Here is a 19,464-nt window from a genome sequence, read left to right on the forward strand (position 1 = left end):
GCCTTTCACTTATACTTTCCTTTTTATTGTAAGGCCAGAATGAGATTTTGCAAATTTTTCTCCATCAGCGTGAAGTAGTTATCGCCGTTCTTCTGCTGGGCCTCTGTCAGCCCTTCTACGGGATTCAGCACCATCGTGGACACGCCTGTCTCACTGGCCAGCGTCTTCGCCAGCTTATCGGACACCAGCTCCTCGAAGAAAATATAACGGATACCCTCCTCCTTCACCAGCGCCGCCAGCTTCACCAGATCCTGCCCACGCGGCTCGGCATCCGGCGACAGACCCATAATCGCATGCTGCGACAGGCCATAGTCACGCGCCAGATACGCGAAGGCCTGATGGGATACCACAATCTCCTTATTAGGCAGCTTGCCCAATTCCTCGGTGAATTTATGATCCAGCGCAGTCAGTCGGTCGGCCAGCTTCTGGTAACGCTCCTCGTAACCGGCAGTATGCTCAGGGTCAACGGACTGCAGGCTATCCTTAATATTCTTGGCCATCACCAGCGCTGACTTCGGGCTTACCCAGGTATGCGGGTCGGTGTGCAGGCTGTCGCCATGCCCGGCTTCCTCCCCTTCACCTTCATGACCGTGATCATGACCGTCCTCCTCATCGCTTGTGATGAGATTCACCCCATGGCTGACCTCCACCGCTTGGGCTTTGCTGTCACTGTCCAGGCTTTTGAGGAAATTCGGCACCCAGCCTTCAAGTCCAGCGCCGTTATAGAGGAACAGCTGCGCCTTGGAAGTATTGATAATATCCTGGCTGCGCGGCGTCCAGTCATGCGGCTCTACGCCAACGGGAAGCAGGTTGATCACATTGGCATCTTCGCCGCCGATCTCACTGGCGAATTCATATATAGGATAAAAGGTAGTGATCACATTCACTTTACCTTCTACAATACTCCCGCTGCTCTTCGGACCACATGCGGCCAGCACCAGAACCAGCATCAACGCAGCGGCTGGCAGCAACCGTCTAACTATCCTTATAGAAAACATCTCTCTATCGACCCCTTAAATCGTAAAATTTACTATGAGCATTATAATAGTAATCGTTACGATAAGTCAACTATTGATCTGCTATCCGCAGGCTGCCGCATAGCGCAAGCATCCCCGCAGCCTCAGGCTTGCGGGGATACTATGAGCTTCACTAAGCTTATTCTCTATGTGTGCAAAAGCCCTACTTCACAATAGCTCCGTTCGGCATACTGTCCGGCACCGTTGCAATCGTAAGCTGCTCACCCTTGGAGGCCGCCAGGATCATACCCTGGGACAGCTCACCGCGCAGCTTCACCGGCTTCAGGTTCACAATGCAGATCACCTTGCGTCCCACCAGCTCCTCCGGTGTGTAGAACTTCGCGATGCCGGAGACGACCTGGCGCTGCTCATACCCAAGATCAAGCTGGAGCTTCAGCAGCTTATCCGCCTTCTTCACCGGCTCGCAGGCGATGACCTGGGCTACGCGCAGCTCCGCCTTGGCGAAATCGTCGATGCCGATTTCTGCCTTATGCTCTTCTTCCTCCGGCTCGGCAGCCGCCGCCGGAGCAGGCGCCGCTGCAGGCTCCGCCTCAGCAGCGGCTGGCTTCCCGGCTCCCATCGCTTCGGCGATGTACGCTACCTCCTGCGCCACGTCCAGGCGCGGGAAGATCGGGTCGCCCTTCACCAGGCGCGTGCCCGCTGGAATCAGGCCGAACGTTCTGCCGCTCTCCCAGGTGGTCAGCTCGCCCGGCGCAATGCCAAGCTGCGCCCAGATCTTCGCGGGAGCGCCGGTCAGGAACGGCTGCAGCAGGATGGACGCGGTACGCAGCCCTTCCACCAGATGCCGCATCACCGAGGCTAACTCCCCGCTGCGGCTCTCGTCCTTGGCGAGCACCCAAGGCTGGGTCTCGTCGATGTATTTGTTCGTCCGGCTGATCAGCGCGCCGATCGCGGTCAGGGCTACGGAGAATTCCATCTTCTCCATCGCCTCTTCCACCTTGGCGTAGGTGCTCTGCACTGCCGCTTCAAGCTCGCCGTCAAAAGCAGTAACCTGCCCGGCATAGGCCGGAAGCTCGCCGCCAAAATACTTCTCGACCATCGCGCCGGTCCGGTTCAGCAGATTGCCCAGGTCATTGGCCAGATCATAGTTGATCCGGTCGACGAAGCTCTCCGGTGTGAAGGTGCCGTCAGAACCGAAGGGAACCTCGCGCAGCAGGTAATAACGCAGGGCATCCAGGCCGTAGCGGGCAATCAGGGTCACCGGATCGACGACGTTGCCTTTGGATTTGGACATTTTGCCGTCCTTCATCAGCAGCCAGCCGTGAGCGAATACCTTCTTTGGCAGCGGCTCACCCAGCGCCATCAGAATGATCGGCCAGTAGATCGTGTGGAAGCGGACAATCTCCTTGCCCACGATATGTACATCAGCCGGCCAGAACTTGTCATACAGGCTGCGGTCCTCGGAGCCGTATCCGAGCGCCGTAATGTAGTTAGTGAGCGCATCGATCCATACATACACGACATGCTTATCATCGCCTTTTACCTTGACGCCCCAGTCAAAAGTCGTACGGGACACCGCCAGATCCTCCAGACCGGGCTTAATGAAGTTGTTGATCATCTCATTCTTGCGCGACTCCGGCAGGATGAACTCAGGGTTCTCTTCGTAGAATTTCAAGAGACGGTCAGCATACTTGCTCATGCGGAAGAAATAGCTTTCCTCCTTGACCAGCTCGACCGGATGGCCGCTGTCAGGGCTTTTTCCGCCAATAATCTTACCGTCCGCGTCACGTTCAATATCGACAAGCTGAGTTTCCGTGTAGAAGGTCTCATCAGAGATACAATACCAGCCTTCATATTCCCCTTTGTAGATATCCCCCTGCTTCAGCAGCCGGTCAAAAATATCCGCAACCACCTTCTTATGCCGCTCCTCCGTCGTGCGGATGAAATCATCATTGGAGATGTCCAGCTTCTTCCACAGCTCCTTGATGCCTACAACAATCCCGTCTACGAACTCCTGCGGGGTCTTACCTGCCTTGGCAGCCTTCTCCTCAATCTTCTGCCCATGCTCATCTGTTCCTGTCAGATAGCGCACCTCATAGCCGCGCAGCCGCTTGTAGCGGGCCATCGCATCTCCGGCAACCGTTGAATACGCATGGCCGATATGCAGCTTGTCACTCGGATAATAGATTGGTGTTGTTAAGTAAAAGGTTTTGTGCTCGCTCATTACTTCATCATCCCTTCGTTATAACGATCTGTTTACGCAAAAAACTCCCGCCCCGATTATGGGGCGAGAGTAACCTCACGCGATACCACCCAACATTCCCCGGCTCCTCACAGAGCACAGGCTTCGTCAGTTCCTAGCGAACTGTCCATTAACGCTGGAATACGCCGTGTCCTTACGCAGGCAGCCGCTTAATGGGCCTGTCGCTCGAACACAGTTCCTCCCGGACCATCTTCAATCTGGCATCCCATACCGGCTTCCAGCAGCCCCGGCTCTCTGTTATGGTTGTCCACATTTACTTATCCGTTCCTCGGAATATTGCTTATTATTCAAAATATACCCATCAGCGCGCCCCGTGTCAAGTCGTCTGCACCGGCTTGTCCCCGGAAGAGTGCCCTTTGGCCGGCGGCACGGGATCAAGTCCACCCGGGTGGAAGGGATGACAGCGGGCAATCCGCCTGGCCGCCAGCCAGGACCCCTTAAGCGGCCCGTGCACTTCAATCGCCTCCAGCGCATAAGCGGAGCAAGTCGGATAGAAGCGGCAGGTCGCCGGCTTCAAGGGCGAAATGAACTTGCGGTAGACCCGGATCGGTGCCTGTACCGTTCTTCGCAGATTCGCCATCTCAGCGGCCCTCTTTGGCATGGGAGAGCGCGGCAGACTCTTCTTCTCTTCCCTGCTCACAATCCTTACAATAACCGAACACCTCGAATTTATGCTTGACGACCCGGAACTGGTCCGGGGGATCCGTTAGATTCATCGGGCAGAAATGAATGGGGTATGTCTTCATACACTGCAGACAGATCATATGATGGTGATGATGGTCCTGGCTGCAGCTCGCCTTGAATTTGACCCCCTCTTCAAATACAACCTGCTCCAGTACGCCCAGCTCCTCCATCACCCGCAGATTGCGGTAGACTGTATCGAAGCTGAGTCCGCTGTACTTGCGGCCCATGTGCTCATATACATCCTTCGCCGACAAATATCCCGTATTCTCGCCGAATAAGCGGGCAAGTGTCTTGCGCTGATCGGTGATTCGCAGCCCCTGCCCCGACATCGCTTCCAATATTTGATCTGTCGATAGCATTCGCTCATCTCCTATAATATAGGTCGTTTGTGTTGCACTCTCTTTATAATGCCCCAAAAACACAGCCTCCGTCAATAAAGCCTGCTGCTCAGCATCCGGCGGGAATCACAGGGACAGCAAAGCGGCAGCCATTCCCTAAGGAAGGCTGCCGCTCTAGACTTCGGATTCCGTATTTATTTCTTAGCCGGAAGCGGCGAGAAGACGAAGTTCACAGGCAGGTTACTGCCGGAAGCGACGGTGAAGACCATTTCCACACGGCCTTCAAATTCCCCGGTCCGGTAGACAACCGCATTCATATCCGACTTGTTTAACTGACCCTTGTTCGGCAGATTTACAATTGTACCGTTCACCAGCACTGACCCCAGGTAACCGCCGCCGCGCGGGTTGAAGGTAATCAGTGTGTTCGCTGCTACGCGTTCCAGCACGATTTTGTACAATACACCGAAGTTCCCGGAGTTCGAGGCGGTTGTTCCGTTCATCGGATCAATGCCGTCCAGGTTCAAGTCATTTTTGTTGTCGCCGAGAATCAGCTTGCTCTGGGTGGCACCAACCAGATCCGTTACATTCATGATGCGGGTGGAATCGGGATAGGTTCCCCGGTTATGCACGCCATCACGTTCAAGAATCGGCAGATATGGCAGCTCAGCCACCGGATCTTTGCTCTGCTCAACCATGACTACGTTATACTGGACCGGCAGGTCACTGAACAGATCCGCACTCAGCGACATTACGTCTTGGGGCTTCATGGCAATCTTACTTAGGTCCGTCAGAATAGGCATGCTCTGCCCCGGCTGCAGGGTAACCTGCGATTGGGCGAGACCGGTAATCATAGAATTGTAATATTTCTCAACCGAAATCTTCCCCGTGTATTCTGGTGATGTCACTGGACCGGCAACCCCCAGATACTGGGTAGTAATGGTTGTCGGATACAGGTTATTGTTCGTAGCGATCACGTAAAGCTTCTGTCTGGTAGCCATATTGTTCATATGGTGAACCAGGAAGCGTGTATTGCCTACAGAGTTCTCACGGTACAGAACACCTTCCGTATTCACGGTCTCAGGGCTGTTGCTGCGGATCAGCAAGTAATTCTCGGAGGACAGATTATACGGCAAATTCGGAAGCCCCGGAATCATTCCGCCGTCCATGCTGATAATTTCGCCTGGAGGGGTGAACAGCTTGGTCACTTCATCCTGTGTATACAATTGCTCGCTGGTAATATTAATCGTCTTCTCAGCCGTGCTGCTAAGACCATGCTTATCGGTCACCGTCAGCTGGATGTTTACAGGTCCCGGATTGAAGTAAGCCAGCGCCCGGTTGTTCCAGGTCGTAGTAAGCTCTTCATTCTCCGGGTCATAGCTGGTATCTGTCAGGATAACCGGCTCACCCATTTTGTACTCGTCCTTATCGGTCGTGAATTGGGCTACTGGCGGCTGGTTCGGCTGCACCACCTGAATGGTCACCGGGTATGGATCACTCCACATATTGTTGGCATCGCGTACCGAATAGGTAACGGTATAGAAGCCAGGCTGCTCATATATGTCCTGTTTGTTCTCGCTCCACCGTTCTTCAACAATCGGCGTACCGTTCGGCGAAGAGCTGGAGGTCACATAAGTTACGATCGTTTCTCCGGCGTAGATTTCCTTCGGCTGCACCGTGAAGGAAGCCGTCGGCTTCGTGTTCAGCGACAGGATCACCCGTTTCTGCACATTGTCTACCGTGTAAGGAATATTGAGTGCATAGGTTATGGAAGTCAACGGGATCATGAAGGTACCTTTGAACTGGTAAGCAGGTCCCTTCATGGTGAACTTGGTGCCATTGACGGTATAGATCTTGCTGTCAGTCTTGAAGCGCATAATGCTGGTGCCTTTCGTTACAATAACCTCTTTGGTTTTGTAATCATACGTGAAAGCTACTCCCACCATCTCCACCATCGCACGGATGGATACATAAGAGACCCCGTTCTTGACCGCCATCGGCTGATTCGCCGTATACGGTACACCGTTGCGGAACATCTTGTTGCTGTTCATCATCAGAATCAGCTTGCCTGCCCCATCTTCTGGAGCAGCTATGCCTGGAGTTGGTGTTGGCTGCGCGAATGGAGTCATCGCCGGATCTTCGGTTGGTACAGCACCGTCTACAGGGGCTGTTGGCATAGTGCCGTCTACAGGTGCGTTAGGATCGCCTGGAACCGGCGTAGCTCCCGGAACCGGGGTTGGGGTTTCTGCCGTAGTCCCCTGTACCGGCGTTGGTGTTGGTGTCACTGTTCCCGCAGGCGTCTCTGTAACCAGTGGAGGCAACGGATTTGTGGATTCAGGCTGAAGCTCGGTTGCTGCGGAATTCACCGCTGAAGCAACACTCTCTGTGGTTGTGGTCTGCGTGCTGACTGGTGCTGCGAAGGCCGGAACCGCTGCTACGGATTGCGCTACCGCCAATACTGCCACCAAGAACGTTCTTTTCAAATTCATTGTACGACTCCTTCTGCTCCCATTTGTAGTGTATAAGGCAGTCTCTTCATTGCTTTCTCTCCACCTTATATTCCCCGCAAAAACGTGAATTGCCCTCTTAAGAAGGGCAGAATCTTTTGCCACGTTCATTTTACAAAACATAGTATTAGACGCAAGGAACCCCGAAAAGTTTCATTTTGTGTAAAAGAAAATCGGTAAATATCTCCACCTTACATTCCCGGTCAGTCTCCGGCAGACAAGTCCGGCCCGGACGGCAGCAAAATACCCCCATTAAGCTGGGCTTGGCTTCTATCAAAAAACGACCGCCCCGCCAGGGACAATCGTTTGGTTAGAGCGGTTAACGGGCTTCCGCCGTCTTATGCTTGCTGCGGTATTCCTTCGGGGTCATTCCTGTCTGCTTCTGGAACACCTTGGTGAAGTAGCGCCGTTCCTGATACCCTACGCCGGAGCTGATAGCAGTGATGCTCTTATCGCTGCTCGCCAGCATGAACTTGGCTGCCTCAATCCGCTGCTGGGTGACATACTCCACAAAGGTCATCGCAAAGCGGTTCTTGAACAGCAGGCAGAAATAACTGCTGCTGATGCCGATTTGATTCGCAACCTCATCGATTCCCAGATCCGAGTGAAGCCGCTCCGTAATGTATTGTGCGGCCTGGTGCATGAGCTGCTCCGGTGTTTTTTTGGCGGAATCCTCGGCCGGAGGCACCTCCTGAAACAAAGGAATGCTGTTATATAGTTTATCCTTGTATTGTCTGCTGCGGATACGTGCACCGATCTCCCGCACCTTGTCGCCAAGCTCTCCGTAATGAATCGGCTTGCAGATATACTCCTTCACGCCCAGCCGGATCGCTTCCCGCGCATAATCGAACTCCTGGTAACCGCTGAGCAGCAGCACCTCGCTCGTAAGCCCCATCTCCCGCAGCTTGCCGATGAACGTCAGACCGTCCATGACCGGCATTCTGATATCGCAGAGCACCAGATCCGGCGGCTGCTGCTCGGCCAGGCCCAGGGCCTCCATCCCGCTGCGGGCCATCCCTGCGATCTCCATGCCCATGTCCTCCCAGGGCAGAATCCGGCTCAGATTATTCAGAATCGGCGCCTCATCGTCAACTAATAATACCTTTAGCATAATGATCTTCCCCCTGCCCGTATTTAGGGATGATGCACTGGATAATCGTTCCTTCGCCTGGACTGGCACAGATAAAGATACCATAGCGGTCGCCATATTCAATCCGGATGCGGTCCGCCACACTGCGTACTCCCAGCCCCCGCCGCTCCAGATGAATGCCTTGCCCCGGCTCTGCTGCAGGCTTCTGCCCGGCCGGATCGTTCACCATGTACTGGAACAAGGAGAGTTGTGCCGGAGTCATGCCGATTCCGTTATCCTCAATCCGCAGGATCAGATTACCCCGATTCTCCCAGACCCGAACCCGGACAAGCCCCTTGTACCCGATTCCCTCGAAGCCGTGCTGAATGCTGTTCTCGACCAGGGGCTGGAGCGTGAGCTTCAGAATCCCGCAGCCCAGCAGCTCGTCAGGAACGTCCAGCTCATAATCGAACAGATCCTCGAACCGGAACTTCTGGATGTCCAGATAATTGCGCAGATGCTTAATCTCTTCCTCCAGCGTAATCTCATCCCTGTCCTGAATGCTGATCCGCAGAATGCTCGCCAGCCGGTAGACCATCTCACTGACCTTGCGCCCTTCATTCTGCACGGCCAGCACATTGATCGATTCCAGGGTGTTAAACAGGAAATGCGGCTTGATCTGGGCTTGAAGCACCCGCATTTCGGCCTGATTCTTACGCCGCTGCTCAACATGGACCCTGTTGAACAACGTGTTGATTTTGTCCATCAGATCGTTGAAGCCCCGGGCCAGCAGCGTCATCTCGTCATTGCCCTTCTCCTCGGCGCGGGTACTCAGGTCCCCGTCCTCCACCCGGCGCATGAAGCGTACAATGACCGCAATGCCGCCAGTAATCCGGTTCATGAAGAACAGATTGAAGGTGACGGCGCCAAGCAGACAGAGGAACATCACTACAACAAACCAGCGGGCGAACACCGTCACTTCATGTGACAACGTGTCCCAAGAGGTCACGGAGACCAGGCTCCAGGGATAATCCTTGAGATGATAGACCGACAGAATGCTTTTCTCGCCGTCGAACAGGGTCCGGAAGCTCTGGAAGCCGGGCTTGAAGGTAATCTCCTTCGTCGTGAAGCTGCGGAAATCCTGTCCGTCCAGCTTGCGGTCAGGGTCCAGCAGAATCATCCCGTCATCATTAACCAGCATGAAGGATACCTTCTGGTTGCTGTCGCCGATCTTCAGGTTACGGAAGATGGATTCGAACTCCCAATTCTTAATTTGCACGACCAGAATGCCGATATTCTGAAAAAAGCTAAGCTCCTTGACCAGCCGGATCTGAGTAAATACCGCCTCCGTCCCGGTCAGCTCGGGGTACTCATGCGGAGCCAGCCATTTCGGCACCCCGTTCAGCTTCATTACCTCTTCATACAGCTTACTGCCCTTGAACTTCTCATAAGGCAGCGTCCGGAAATTCTCTTTGGTGAAGACCGATACGATCTCCGAGCTGCCTTTACCGTTGAAATTGTACAAAAAAGCGTAGCTGATCGACGGATGATTATAGAGCAGGCTGCGGAAATTGCGCTGGCTGGCGTTCAGACTGAGCTGCTCAGCGTCGGTCAGATCCTGCTTCGAGGGATCATCAGCGCTGAGCGCCATATGGAACACCGAGGTGGCAATACCGTTGTCGGTCACATTGTTCATGTCCTTGAACACATTAGAGATGCTGTAGCTGATTGCCTTCAGCGAATATTCGGACTGCTCGCTGTATTTCTTCTCAATCGAGTTGTAAGTCACGAAGAACATAATCATGCCAAGAATGAACAAAGGGATAATAATGAGGCCTAAGAATGCTGTAAATAATTTGTAGCGCAGATTCATCAGCCCATGCTCCTGACATGAATAAGGTTAGCCTTTCACACTGCCTGCAGTTACGCCTTCAATAATCTTCTCCTGCAGAATAGCATAGATCACGATGACCGGAACTACACTATAGACAATTCCAGCTGACATCTGTGCATAATTCATCTGATACTGGTCACGGAACTGGACCATCCCTACCGGGAGTGTTCGCAGCTCGTCATTGGAGAGGAAATAGTTGGCCAGCAGGAACTCGTTCCAATTTCCCAGGAAATTAACAATGAACACCGTCACCATGGCAGGAACTGTCAAAGGTACAATAATCTTAGCAAAGATACCCGGAGCCTTCAAGCCATCCATGACCGCAGCTTCTTCAATTTCACCAGGGAGTGACCGCATAAATGCAGCCAGAATAATAATCGTGAATGGGATGGCATTCGCGATGTAAGGAATAATCAGCGCCCAGTGGGTATTCAGGATGTGCAGTTTGCGGACGATCGTATAGATCGGCAGCATCAGCGCGTTGTTTGGAATCAACATACCTATAAGCACCAATGAGAACAGTATCTTGTTCCATCTGCCATGCCGCATCCGTGTGACCGCAAAGGCAAACATCGAGGCCAGCAGAATCGACACCACAGAAGCCAAGACCGAGATATATAAGCTGTTAAAAAAGTAAGTGCTGATCTTCGCATTCACCCAGGCTTCCACGTAGTTCGAAAACTCCAGGCTCTTAGGAATCCCGAACGGATTCAGCGCAATCGCATTATTATCCTTCTTCACTGAGGAGAACAGAACAAAGAGGAACGGGAACAGCACAATTACGAGATAGCCCAGCAGAGCAATATGCGGCAGACTTTTCTTCAGAGCGCGCGGCATCAGTATTCAATCCTTTCCGTACGACGGGCGAAGAGCAGCTGATAGAGGGCTGTTACCACCAGCGTGAACAGGAAGATCAGCACTGCAATGGTATTGCCGTACCCATACTTGAAGTTGGTAATCGCATATTTAATCATGTAGGTGGCCATCACCTCGGTTGACCCAGCCGGACCGCCCTTGGTCATGACAATGACGATATCGGCCGTCTTCATCGCTCCTGCGATGGAGAGCATGATTACGACTGAAATGATTGGAACAATCAGCGGAAGTGTGATGCGTGTGGCGCGCTGGAACCCTGTAGCCCCGTCAATGGCTGCAGCTTCATCCAGCTCTCCGGGAATTGACAGAATAGCCGCCAGCACCATGACAATGTAGAATCCGGTCCATTGCCAGGCGTTCGTGATCAGAATCGACAGCATCGCGAACCGTTCATCCGACAGCCAGTAGAGCGGCTCAATGCCGGCAAGACCCAGTATCCGGTTGAACAACCCGATGTTCGGCTCGTAGATGAAGCCCCAGAGAATACCGATGACAGCGGTAGACATAATAGAAGGCATGAACACTGCCGTCTTATACAGTCCCTTCAGCTTCTTCACATTGGCGATCAGCAAGGAGAAGAGGACGATCAGCGGTACTTGGACACATACGGAGAACAGAATGAACCACCCGTTATTTTTGACGGAAATCCAGAAGCGTTCATCACCCAGCGCCTTCTCGTAATTGCTCAGCCCGGTGTATTTCACCGTTTCGGACACACCGTTCCAGTTGGTGAAGCTATAGTAGATAGAACTGAAGATGGGATAGATGAAGAACATAATGAACAGCACCAGGGCCGGTATAACGAAGAGAAAGAACACCAGGGGATTTCTTAAGGCCTTATTCATGACTACCTCCAGGTTGCTAAGACATCACTCTGCCCCACCAAGTGGGGATAAATGCTTATATTTTTAAAAATGCACCCTGGAGCAAGCACCAGGGTACATCTAGTTACGCTCTCTTATTCTACGGCTGCGTTCGCCTCATCCTGAATTTTCTGGAGTGCATCGCCCATCTTCTCAGGAGTTGTCTGTCCGCCGATCAGGCTCTGAATCTGAATATTACTGATTTCGGTGGTAACATCTGCCTGCACCAGAGAGTCGAACGCCGGGAATGATGATTTGGAGCTGTTCAGCACGGCAACTATCTCGCTCATCAGATCATCCGTGATGTTCTTATTCAGTACATCCTGATCGATCTTCATTGCCGGCAGGACGCCGTCTTCCACCAGTCCGCGCAGCTGCATATCCTCATTGAACATATTCTTGATGAAGGATTTGACCGCTGCCAGCTTGCGCTCATCTTCACCTGCTGCAGCCGAGAAGCCATATCCGTTATTCACATCACGCATCAGTGCTGTCTGGTCGCCTACTCCGCCCTCAACCGGCGGAATATTGAAGAAGCCGACCTTGCCAATCAGACCTTCGCCGGATTGCCCCGCCTTGAATACGGACGATTTCCAGGTGCCGTCATACATCAGAATCGCTTCACCGCTGGTGAACTGGGTTGTATATTCCGCATACTCGAATCCGAGTTCGCCTTTCTTGAAATAACCTTTATCTACCCATTCTTTGTACTTCGCGAAGCCCTTGACGACATTCGGATCGTTCCACTTCGCTTCACCTGTAGCGAACTTCGCAGTCACATCCGGTCCGGCATAACGGGACCAGAGATGGTTGGCCAGCATCAGAGGTACCCAGCCTGCCTTGGAAGCGCCGGCCATCGGCACCTTGCCGTCCGCCTTGATGTCAGCAAGCTGCTGCTCCAGCTCGGCGAAGGTCGCCGGAGCCTTCCAGCCCTTGCTGTTATAGTATTCTTTATTATAGAAGAAGCCTTCCCCAGAGCCGCCAATCGGCAGACCATAGATCTTCCCCTCATAGGTGAACGGATCCAGGTTGGTGAATTTATCCTTGATGCCTAATTCATCGAGAATCGGGGTCAGATCAAGCAGCTTGCCTTCCTTCGCATAAATCTTCGAGTCCGGGCTGCCGAACAGGTCGAAGATCTCCGGCGGATTGCCGGCGGCCATTTCCCCGCGCAGCTTCTCTTTGCGGTTCACATCGGAGTCCACTCCATCCAGCTTGAAGGTAAGCCCTGGCACATCCCCTTGCACCTTGCCAACCACATCCTCCAGAATAGCCAGACGCTTCTGTTTATCCGCTCCGACCTGTGTGTGGCGGATCGTCATTTCAAAGGGTTCCGTGTTTGCCGGCTGCTCTGTAGCCGCCGCATTGGTAGCAGCCGCTTCATTCGTGGCAGCTGGTTCGGCTTCCTTGTTAGGCGCATTATTTTTGCTGTCTCCACAGCCAGCCAACAGCGCCGAGCTTACGAACATCAGGGACAACAGCAGTGTTAAGCTTTTTCTCATTACGGGTGACCCTCCCTATATAGTGGTTTCCCTTACAAGCTTAATTATAGGAAATCACATTTGTAATCGTAAGGTTAAGATTTATCTACAATAGGGATAAAATCCTCTATTGTAAGCGGATTCTGTAAGGTTTCATAACATAACAAAAAAGCGAAACTTCTCTTACAGAAGCTCCGCTTGCGTTCATGAAGGTGTATGAGGTTATACCAGAGCTGTCTGCAGGCGGCCTTCTTCAATCAACCGGTAGGCCCGCTGTACTTCTTCGTCCGAAGGAGTCTCCACCCCTTCAAGCTCATAGGCCCGACCAAGCTCTTTCCACTTGTAGATCCCCATAACATGATAAGGAAGGATTTCAAACTTCTCGACCCCGTTCAGCGTTCCGATGAACCGTCCCAGATTCCGCAGATCCTCTTCCTTATTATGAATGCCGGGAACATACACGTGGCGGACCCACATCTTACGGTTATGATCGGATAACCAGCGGGCCAGCTTGAGCGTACGGTCATTGGATTTGCCGGTCAGCTTGATGTGCGCTTCATCATCAATATGCTTCAGATCCAGCAGCACCAGATCGGTCACATCCAGCAGATCGCTGATTTTGGAGCCGTCATTGTAGCCGTTTGTATCCAGGGTCGTATGCAGATTCCAGCGTTTCTTCACTTCAGTGAACAGCTGCTTCACGAAATGGGCCTGCAGCGTAGGTTCTCCGCCGGACACGGTAAGTCCGCCGCCGGAGGTTTTATAGTAATTCAGGTAAGGTTCGATTTCCGCCAGAACATCTTCGACGGTCATCTCCTTGCCTTCATTGAGTTCCCATGTATCCGGGTTATGGCAATACTGGCACTTCAGCAGGCAGCCCTGCATAAACAGCACGAAGCGGATACCAGGGCCATCCACCGTTCCAAACGTTTCCAAAGAGTGGACATGTCCTTTAAGCATGAGAGGTCATCCTTTCAAAAAAACTTAAAATTTTAATCAATTTTGAACAAGAGTGTACCGCCCTCTTTCAAGGGCGGCAGCACTTGGGTTTATCTCAATTCTTCAAGAGCAGGAACACAGCTTACATGGAACTGTGGAACGTACGGTTGATAACGTCCATCTGTTGTTCACGGGTCAGCTTGATGAAGTTAACGGCATAGCCGGATACGCGGATGGTCAATTGCGGGTAGTTCTCAGGGTGATCCATTGCGTCAAGCAGCTGCTCACGGTTAAATACGTTAACGTTCAAGTGCTGAGCGTTATTGTGGAAATATCCGTCCATCATGAATACCAGATTAGACTTACGGGATTCTTCATCCTTACCCAGTGCCTTAGGCACGATAGAGAAGGTATTGGAGATACCGTCTTGAGCGTCGGAATAAGGCAGCTTGGCAACAGAGTTCAGGGATGCCAGAGCGCCCTTCTTGTCGCGTCCGTGCATTGGGTTCGCACCAGGAGCGAACGGTTCACCCTTCTTACGTCCGTCAGGAGTAGTACCGGTCTTCTTACCATATACCACGTTGGAAGTAATAGTCAGTACGGATTGAGTCGGTACTGCATCACGGTAAGTCTTATTCTTGCGGATCATCGACATGAAGGTCTCAACCAGCTCAACTGCGATACTGTCAACAGCGTCGTCGTTGTTACCGTAGCAAGGGAATTCACCCTCAGTTTCGAAGTCGATGGCAATGCCTTCTTCGTTGCGGATTGGTTTAACCTTCGCGTATTTGATTGCGCTCAGGGAGTCAGCGGCAACAGACAGACCAGCGATACCGCAAGCCATTGTACGCAGAATGTCGCGGTCATGCAGCGCCATTTCAATACGTTCGTAAGAATATTTGTCATGCATATAGTGAATGATGTTCAGCGTGTTGACATAAGTCTTAGCGAGCCATTCCATCATCGGTTTGAAGCGTTTCATCACTTCATCATAATCCAGGTATTCGGAAGTAATCGCAGGATACTCAGGACCTACCTGAACACCGGATTTCTCATCTTTACCGCCGTTGATTGCATACAGCAGAGCTTTGGCCAGGTTGGCGCGGGCTCCGAAGAACTGCATTTGCTTACCGATACGCATTGGCGATACGCAGCAGGCAATTGCATAATCATCACCCCAGTATGGACGCATTACGTCATCGTTCTCATATTGGATAGCACTTGTCTCAATGGATACCTTGGCACAGAATTTCTTGAAGTTCTCAGGCAGCTTCTCGGACCACAGTACAGTCAGGTTCGGTTCTGGTGCAGGACCCAGGTTGTACAGGGTGTGCAGGAAGCGGAAGCTGTTCTTCGTTACGCGTGTAGTTCCATCCTCAGCCATACCGCCGATGGATTCAGTAACCCAGGTAGGGTCACCGGAGAACAGATCATTATAGTCAGGCGTACGCAGGAATTTCACGATACGCAGCTTCATTACGAAATGGTCAACGATTTCCTGAGCTTGTTCTTCAGTAAGAGTACCTTCTTCGAAGTCGCGTTGTACATAAATATCAAGGAAGGAGGATACGCGTCCAAGGGACATTGCCGCACCGTTCTGCTCTTTAACTGCTGCCAGATAACCGAAGTATACCCATTGTGTAGCTTCTTTGAAGTTCACAGCCGGCTTGGAAATATCCATTCCGTGAGCTGCAGCCATCTGCTTCAGTTCGCCCAGAGCGCGGATCTGCTCGGACAATTCTTCACGAAGGCGGATCACATCTTCCGTCATGGAATCCACTTCAAGCTCAGCCAGTTGGTGTTTCTTGTCTTTGATCAGGAAATCAATACCGTACAGAGCAATACGGCGGTAGTCGCCGATAATACGTCCGCGTCCGTAAGCATCAGGAAGGCCTGTAATTACGCCGGATTTACGCACTGCTCTCATATCTGGTGTATATGCATCAAATACGCCTTGGTTATGCGTTTTGCGGATATTCGTGAACATGTCAACGATATTCTGCGGAAGCTCGAAGCCGTATGCCTTAGTGGCATCGATCATCATCTTAATGCCGCCGAATGGTTGAATGGAACGTTTGAACGGAGCATCAGTCTGAACGCCGACAATCTGTTCTTTGTCCTTGTCAATGTAGCCAGGAGCGTGGGAAGTGATTGTGGAGACTGTGTCGAGGGATACATCCCACACGCCGCCTCTTTCTCTTTCTTCCTTGCTCAGCTGGGAGATAATCTTCCACAGTTCAGTTGTATTATTAGTAGGACCAACGAGGAAATCTTCGTTTCCTTCATAAGGCTTGATGTTCTTAGCGATAAAGTTATTAACGTCAACTTTCTTGGACCAAGAACCTTTCACAAAACTTCTCCAACCTGACTTCAGTTCCTGTACTTCTTTTTCAATCACCGACATGCTAAATCCCTCCATTTATATTTAAGTATATTTGTAGAGATCGCGGGCTTGAAGGTTGATCCCGTGTCTCGTGATCCCTTGGCTATTAGTTGTTATAAAATTCACAATCGCAGCTTTATAACGGGGATCGTTGTTTATATAAACATTTTAGTTTATTTTCTGAAAAAGGACTGTGACAAATATCACTCTTCCGGTGATATTTGTCACTTCCAGCCAGTCCCATATTAACCTTTAACCTTATTCTTTGCCAGCCAACCGTTAATTAGTTGTCAAACTTTCCGTAGAATGCATTGCGGTATACATCAGCAAGCTCAGATACCAGCGGCATTTTCGGGTTAGCTGTTGTGCATTGGTCTTCAAATGCACGGTCAGCCAGGTAATCTACGCGGGATTCGAAGTCCTTAGGATCGAAGCCAAGGGCCGAGAACGATTCTTCGATGCCGAGCTTCTTGTTCATATCACGGATGGCATTGATCAGGCTGGTAACGCCCTCTTCAGTTGTCCGTGCAGGCAATCCCAGAATACGTGCGATTTCAGCATACCGCTCGTCAGCCACAAAGTGCGAGTATTTAGGGAACGAAGCGAACTTCGTAGGCTTCTTGGCATTGTAGCGGATGACATGCGGCATCAGGATTGCATTGGTACGGCCATGCGCTGTGTGGTACTGTCCGCCCCATTTGTGCGCCAAGCTGTGGTTAATACCCAGGAATGCATTGGCGAAGGCCATACCGGCAAGCGTCGATGCGTTGTGCATTTTCTCGCGGGCAAGCTTGTCGCCGGTCAGTGCAGATTTTTCCAGCCACTGGAAGACCAGCTGAATGGCTTTGATCGCCAGACCATCGGTATAATCGCTGGCCATTACCGATACGTAAGCTTCAATTGCATGAGTCAGTACGTCCATACCTGTATCGGCTACTGCAGTTTTTGGCAAGCTGTATACGAACTCAGGATCAATGATCGCCACGTCTGGAGTCAGCTCATAGTCAGCCAGCGGGTACTTGGTATTATTCGCAGTGGTCTTATCTGTAATAACCGCGAACGAGGTCACTTCCGAACCTGTACCTGAAGTTGTAGGAATCGCTACGAATTTCGCTTTGTTGCCGAGCTTAGGGAATTTGTATACGCGTTTGCGGATATCCATGAACTTCTGCTTCAGACCGTTAAAGTCTGCATCCGGGTGTTCATAGAATAGCCACATTCCCTTGGCAGCATCCATTGGTGAACCGCCGCCGAGTGCGATGATGCAGTCCGGCTGGAATCTGTTCATCATGGCAGTACCTTTTTCTACAGTAGTAGTCGACGGGTCCGGTTCAACTTCCGAGAACACTTCGATCGCTACCGGAGTCTGGCGTTGGCGCAGATAATGCTCCACTCTTTCAACATAACCCAGCTTCACCATCATCGGGTCAGTGATAATTGCTACGCGTGTAATGTCAGGCATTTTGGCCAGATACTGAGTGGCGCCCTTCTCGAAGTAGATCTTGTCAGGTACTTTAAACCATTGCATATTCACGGTACGACGGTTCACCCTTTTCACGTTGATCAGATTAATTGCTGTTACGTTCTGCGATACAGAGTTGCGTCCGTAAGATCCGCAGCCCAGTGTCAGTGAAGGGATATTCGTGTTGTAAATATCGCCGATTGCGCCGTGTGTGGAAGGCGAGTTGACGAGGATACGTCCGGTCTGCAGACGATTCGAGAACTTCATAATCACTTCTTCGTTATTCGAGTGGATCGCCGAGCTGTGGCCCATGCCGCCGAATTCAACAACCTGAGCTGCGCGTTCGATTCCCTGGTCAGCGTTCTTCACCTTGTAGCAGGCCAGAACCGGGCTCAGCTTCTCAGCGGACAGCGGATACTTGGTACCTACGCCTTCAAGCTCAGCCACCAGAATCTTCGTTCCGGCAGGAACCTGAATGCCGCACATTTCCGCAATCTTCATTGCCGACTGGCCGACGATGGCCGGGTTAACCGCACATTTCTCAACGTTCATTGCGCCGTTTGTCAGCTTGGCAGCTTCTTCTTTGTTCACGAAGTAGCAGCCGTTCGCAATCATCTTCTTCTTCACTTGGTCGAAGATAGCTTCTTCAATAATAACCGCCTGCTCCGAAGCACAGATCATACCATGGTCGAAGGATTTCGACAGGATAATGTCGGTTACGGCCTGATCAATGTCTGCACTCTTCTCAATGAAGGCAGGCACGTTACCAGGACCTACGCCGAGTGCCGGCTTGCCGCAGCTGTAAGCTGCTTTAACCATTGCCGAACCGCCTGTTGCCAGGATCAGTGCAACGTCCGGATTGTTCATCAGTGCGTTTGTTTTGTCCATGGTCGGAAGCTCGATCCATTGGATGAAGTTCTCAGGAGCGCCGGCTTTTACGCCTGCATCATGCAGAATTTTGGCGGCTGCCGCACTGCACTCTTGCGCTGAAGGGTGGAAACCGAATATAATAGGGTTACGTGTCTTTGCGGAAATCAATGCCTTGAACATCGTGGTGGATGTTGGGTTGGTTACCGGTGTAATACCCATGATGATGCCGACCGGTTCGGCAATCTTCTGGAAGCTGTCGTACGCGTTATCCTCAATAACGCCTACTGTCTTGTCGTACTTAATTCCGTGCCAGATATATTCAGTGGAGAAGATATTCTTCGTAATTTTGTCTTCGTAGACACCGCGGCCTGTTTCTTCAACAGCCAGCTTAGCCAGGTACATGTGCTTGTCGAGTCCGGCAAGTGCCATTGCATGAACGATTGCGTCAGTCTGCTCTTGATCCAGGCCCATGAACGCTTCGTGGGCTTTCTTTGCTTTATCCACCAAAGTCTGAATATATTCTTCAGCGGTGGTCTGTTTCACTTGGGCGGCGACTTCGTTTTTAACTGCCATCTCCCTCGTCCTCCTGTCAATTTTTAGGTTGTTTTTCTCTACACACTTATCTTAACACATCCGCTCCACCTTGTATAGTGAAATCTTTCACAAAGTATAAAGTTTTTTTTGATTCTTTTTCAAAGCGCTTTCATTCGATCATTTGCCTCCACATATTCCATATACTATGTAATATTTAAGTGAATTTTGTCTAATCTGCGAACGGATATCGTCCGGTTACAGCACGACAGAGCCTGAATTCTCTTTTACTGGGAGGAATAGGGGTTAGGTTGGGCTTGCTGGGCGGGG

At 51.6% G+C, this 19,464-nt stretch carries 13 protein-coding genes; all 13 read right to left on the reverse strand.

The annotated features are described in order from the left end of the window. Positions 1 to 23 precede the first annotated feature (23 nt). Positions 24 to 998: a metal ABC transporter solute-binding protein, Zn/Mn family gene (locus K1558_RS04565; protein WP_238650214.1), complete on the reverse strand. Its 975-nt coding sequence runs from the start codon at positions 996 to 998 to the stop codon at positions 24 to 26. Positions 999 to 1,179: 181 nt separating this feature from the next. Continuing rightward, complete coding sequence (gene metG, locus K1558_RS04570; RefSeq protein WP_238650215.1) at positions 1,180 to 3,201, reverse strand: methionine--tRNA ligase; 2,022 nt, start codon at positions 3,199 to 3,201, stop codon at positions 1,180 to 1,182. Between the two features lie 355 nt (positions 3,202 to 3,556). Continuing rightward, the gene (yidD, locus tag K1558_RS04575) at positions 3,557 to 3,820 is read right to left on the reverse strand and encodes a membrane protein insertion efficiency factor YidD (protein WP_238650216.1); all 264 of its coding nucleotides are present in this window, start codon (positions 3,818 to 3,820) and stop codon (positions 3,557 to 3,559) included. Between the two features lies 1 nt (position 3,821). After that, positions 3,822 to 4,283, reverse strand: a complete 462-nt coding sequence (locus K1558_RS04580; protein ID WP_238650217.1) for a Fur family transcriptional regulator — start codon at positions 4,281 to 4,283, stop codon at positions 3,822 to 3,824. 173 nt (positions 4,284 to 4,456) lie between these two features. Next, the gene (locus K1558_RS04585; RefSeq protein WP_238650218.1) at positions 4,457 to 6,748 is read right to left on the reverse strand and encodes a copper amine oxidase N-terminal domain-containing protein; all 2,292 of its coding nucleotides are present in this window, start codon (positions 6,746 to 6,748) and stop codon (positions 4,457 to 4,459) included. Positions 6,749 to 7,085: 337 nt separating this feature from the next. Beyond that, on the reverse strand, positions 7,086 to 7,877 hold the full coding sequence (locus tag K1558_RS04590) for a response regulator transcription factor (RefSeq protein WP_238650219.1): 792 nt from the start codon (positions 7,875 to 7,877) through the stop codon (positions 7,086 to 7,088). Further along, positions 7,855 to 9,708: a cache domain-containing sensor histidine kinase gene (locus tag K1558_RS04595; protein ID WP_238650220.1), complete on the reverse strand. Its 1,854-nt coding sequence runs from the start codon at positions 9,706 to 9,708 to the stop codon at positions 7,855 to 7,857. The genes K1558_RS04590 and K1558_RS04595 overlap by 23 nt, the downstream gene beginning before the upstream one ends. A 27-nt stretch (positions 9,709 to 9,735) precedes the next feature. After that, positions 9,736 to 10,566: a carbohydrate ABC transporter permease gene (locus tag K1558_RS04600; protein ID WP_238650221.1), complete on the reverse strand. Its 831-nt coding sequence runs from the start codon at positions 10,564 to 10,566 to the stop codon at positions 9,736 to 9,738. After that, positions 10,566 to 11,450 (reverse strand): carbohydrate ABC transporter permease, encoded by an 885-nt coding sequence (locus K1558_RS04605; RefSeq protein ID WP_238650222.1) that lies wholly within the window; start codon positions 11,448 to 11,450, stop codon positions 10,566 to 10,568. The genes K1558_RS04600 and K1558_RS04605 overlap by 1 nt, the downstream gene beginning before the upstream one ends. A gap of 113 nt (positions 11,451 to 11,563) precedes the next feature. Then, entirely contained in the window at positions 11,564 to 12,970 is a 1,407-nt protein-coding gene (locus tag K1558_RS04610; RefSeq protein WP_238650223.1) for an extracellular solute-binding protein, read from the reverse strand. 201 nt (positions 12,971 to 13,171) lie between these two features. Beyond that, positions 13,172 to 13,909: a pyruvate formate-lyase-activating protein gene (gene pflA / locus K1558_RS04615; protein ID WP_238650224.1), complete on the reverse strand. Its 738-nt coding sequence runs from the start codon at positions 13,907 to 13,909 to the stop codon at positions 13,172 to 13,174. A 121-nt stretch (positions 13,910 to 14,030) separates the two neighbouring features. Continuing rightward, positions 14,031 to 16,292 carry a formate C-acetyltransferase gene (pflB, locus tag K1558_RS04620; RefSeq protein WP_238650225.1) on the reverse strand — a complete coding sequence of 754 codons (2,262 nt, stop codon included), beginning with the start codon at positions 16,290 to 16,292 and terminating at the stop codon, positions 14,031 to 14,033. Between the two features lie 262 nt (positions 16,293 to 16,554). Continuing rightward, on the reverse strand, positions 16,555 to 19,176 hold the full coding sequence (gene adhE, locus K1558_RS04625; RefSeq protein ID WP_238650226.1) for a bifunctional acetaldehyde-CoA/alcohol dehydrogenase: 2,622 nt from the start codon (positions 19,174 to 19,176) through the stop codon (positions 16,555 to 16,557). Positions 19,177 to 19,464 lie beyond the last annotated feature (288 nt).

The organism is Paenibacillus piscarius, from assembly GCF_022234545.1.
GTDB classification, from domain to species: domain Bacteria; phylum Bacillota; class Bacilli; order Paenibacillales; family Paenibacillaceae; genus Paenibacillus_AQ; species Paenibacillus_AQ piscarius.

What these genes read in the sequence shown, in the direction of transcription:
- K1558_RS04565 (WP_238650214.1), bottom strand. Translation starts at nt 998, where the DNA reads ATGTTTTCTATAAGGATAGTTAGACGGTTGCTGCCAGCCGCTGCGTTG.
- metG (WP_238650215.1), bottom strand. Translation starts at nt 3,201, where the DNA reads ATGAGCGAGCACAAAACCTTTTACTTAACAACACCAATCTATTATCCG.
- yidD (WP_238650216.1), bottom strand. Translation starts at nt 3,820, where the DNA reads ATGGCGAATCTGCGAAGAACGGTACAGGCACCGATCCGGGTCTACCGC.
- K1558_RS04580 (WP_238650217.1), bottom strand. Translation starts at nt 4,283, where the DNA reads ATGCTATCGACAGATCAAATATTGGAAGCGATGTCGGGGCAGGGGCTG.
- K1558_RS04585 (WP_238650218.1), bottom strand. Translation starts at nt 6,748, where the DNA reads ATGAATTTGAAAAGAACGTTCTTGGTGGCAGTATTGGCGGTAGCGCAA.
- K1558_RS04590 (WP_238650219.1), bottom strand. Translation starts at nt 7,877, where the DNA reads ATGCTAAAGGTATTATTAGTTGACGATGAGGCGCCGATTCTGAATAAT.
- K1558_RS04595 (WP_238650220.1), bottom strand. Translation starts at nt 9,708, where the DNA reads ATGAATCTGCGCTACAAATTATTTACAGCATTCTTAGGCCTCATTATT.
- K1558_RS04600 (WP_238650221.1), bottom strand. Translation starts at nt 10,566, where the DNA reads ATGCCGCGCGCTCTGAAGAAAAGTCTGCCGCATATTGCTCTGCTGGGC.
- K1558_RS04605 (WP_238650222.1), bottom strand. Translation starts at nt 11,450, where the DNA reads ATGAATAAGGCCTTAAGAAATCCCCTGGTGTTCTTTCTCTTCGTTATA.
- K1558_RS04610 (WP_238650223.1), bottom strand. Translation starts at nt 12,970, where the DNA reads ATGAGAAAAAGCTTAACACTGCTGTTGTCCCTGATGTTCGTAAGCTCG.
- pflA (WP_238650224.1), bottom strand. Translation starts at nt 13,909, where the DNA reads ATGCTTAAAGGACATGTCCACTCTTTGGAAACGTTTGGAACGGTGGAT.
- pflB (WP_238650225.1), bottom strand. Translation starts at nt 16,292, where the DNA reads ATGTCGGTGATTGAAAAAGAAGTACAGGAACTGAAGTCAGGTTGGAGA.
- adhE (WP_238650226.1), bottom strand. Translation starts at nt 19,176, where the DNA reads ATGGCAGTTAAAAACGAAGTCGCCGCCCAAGTGAAACAGACCACCGCT.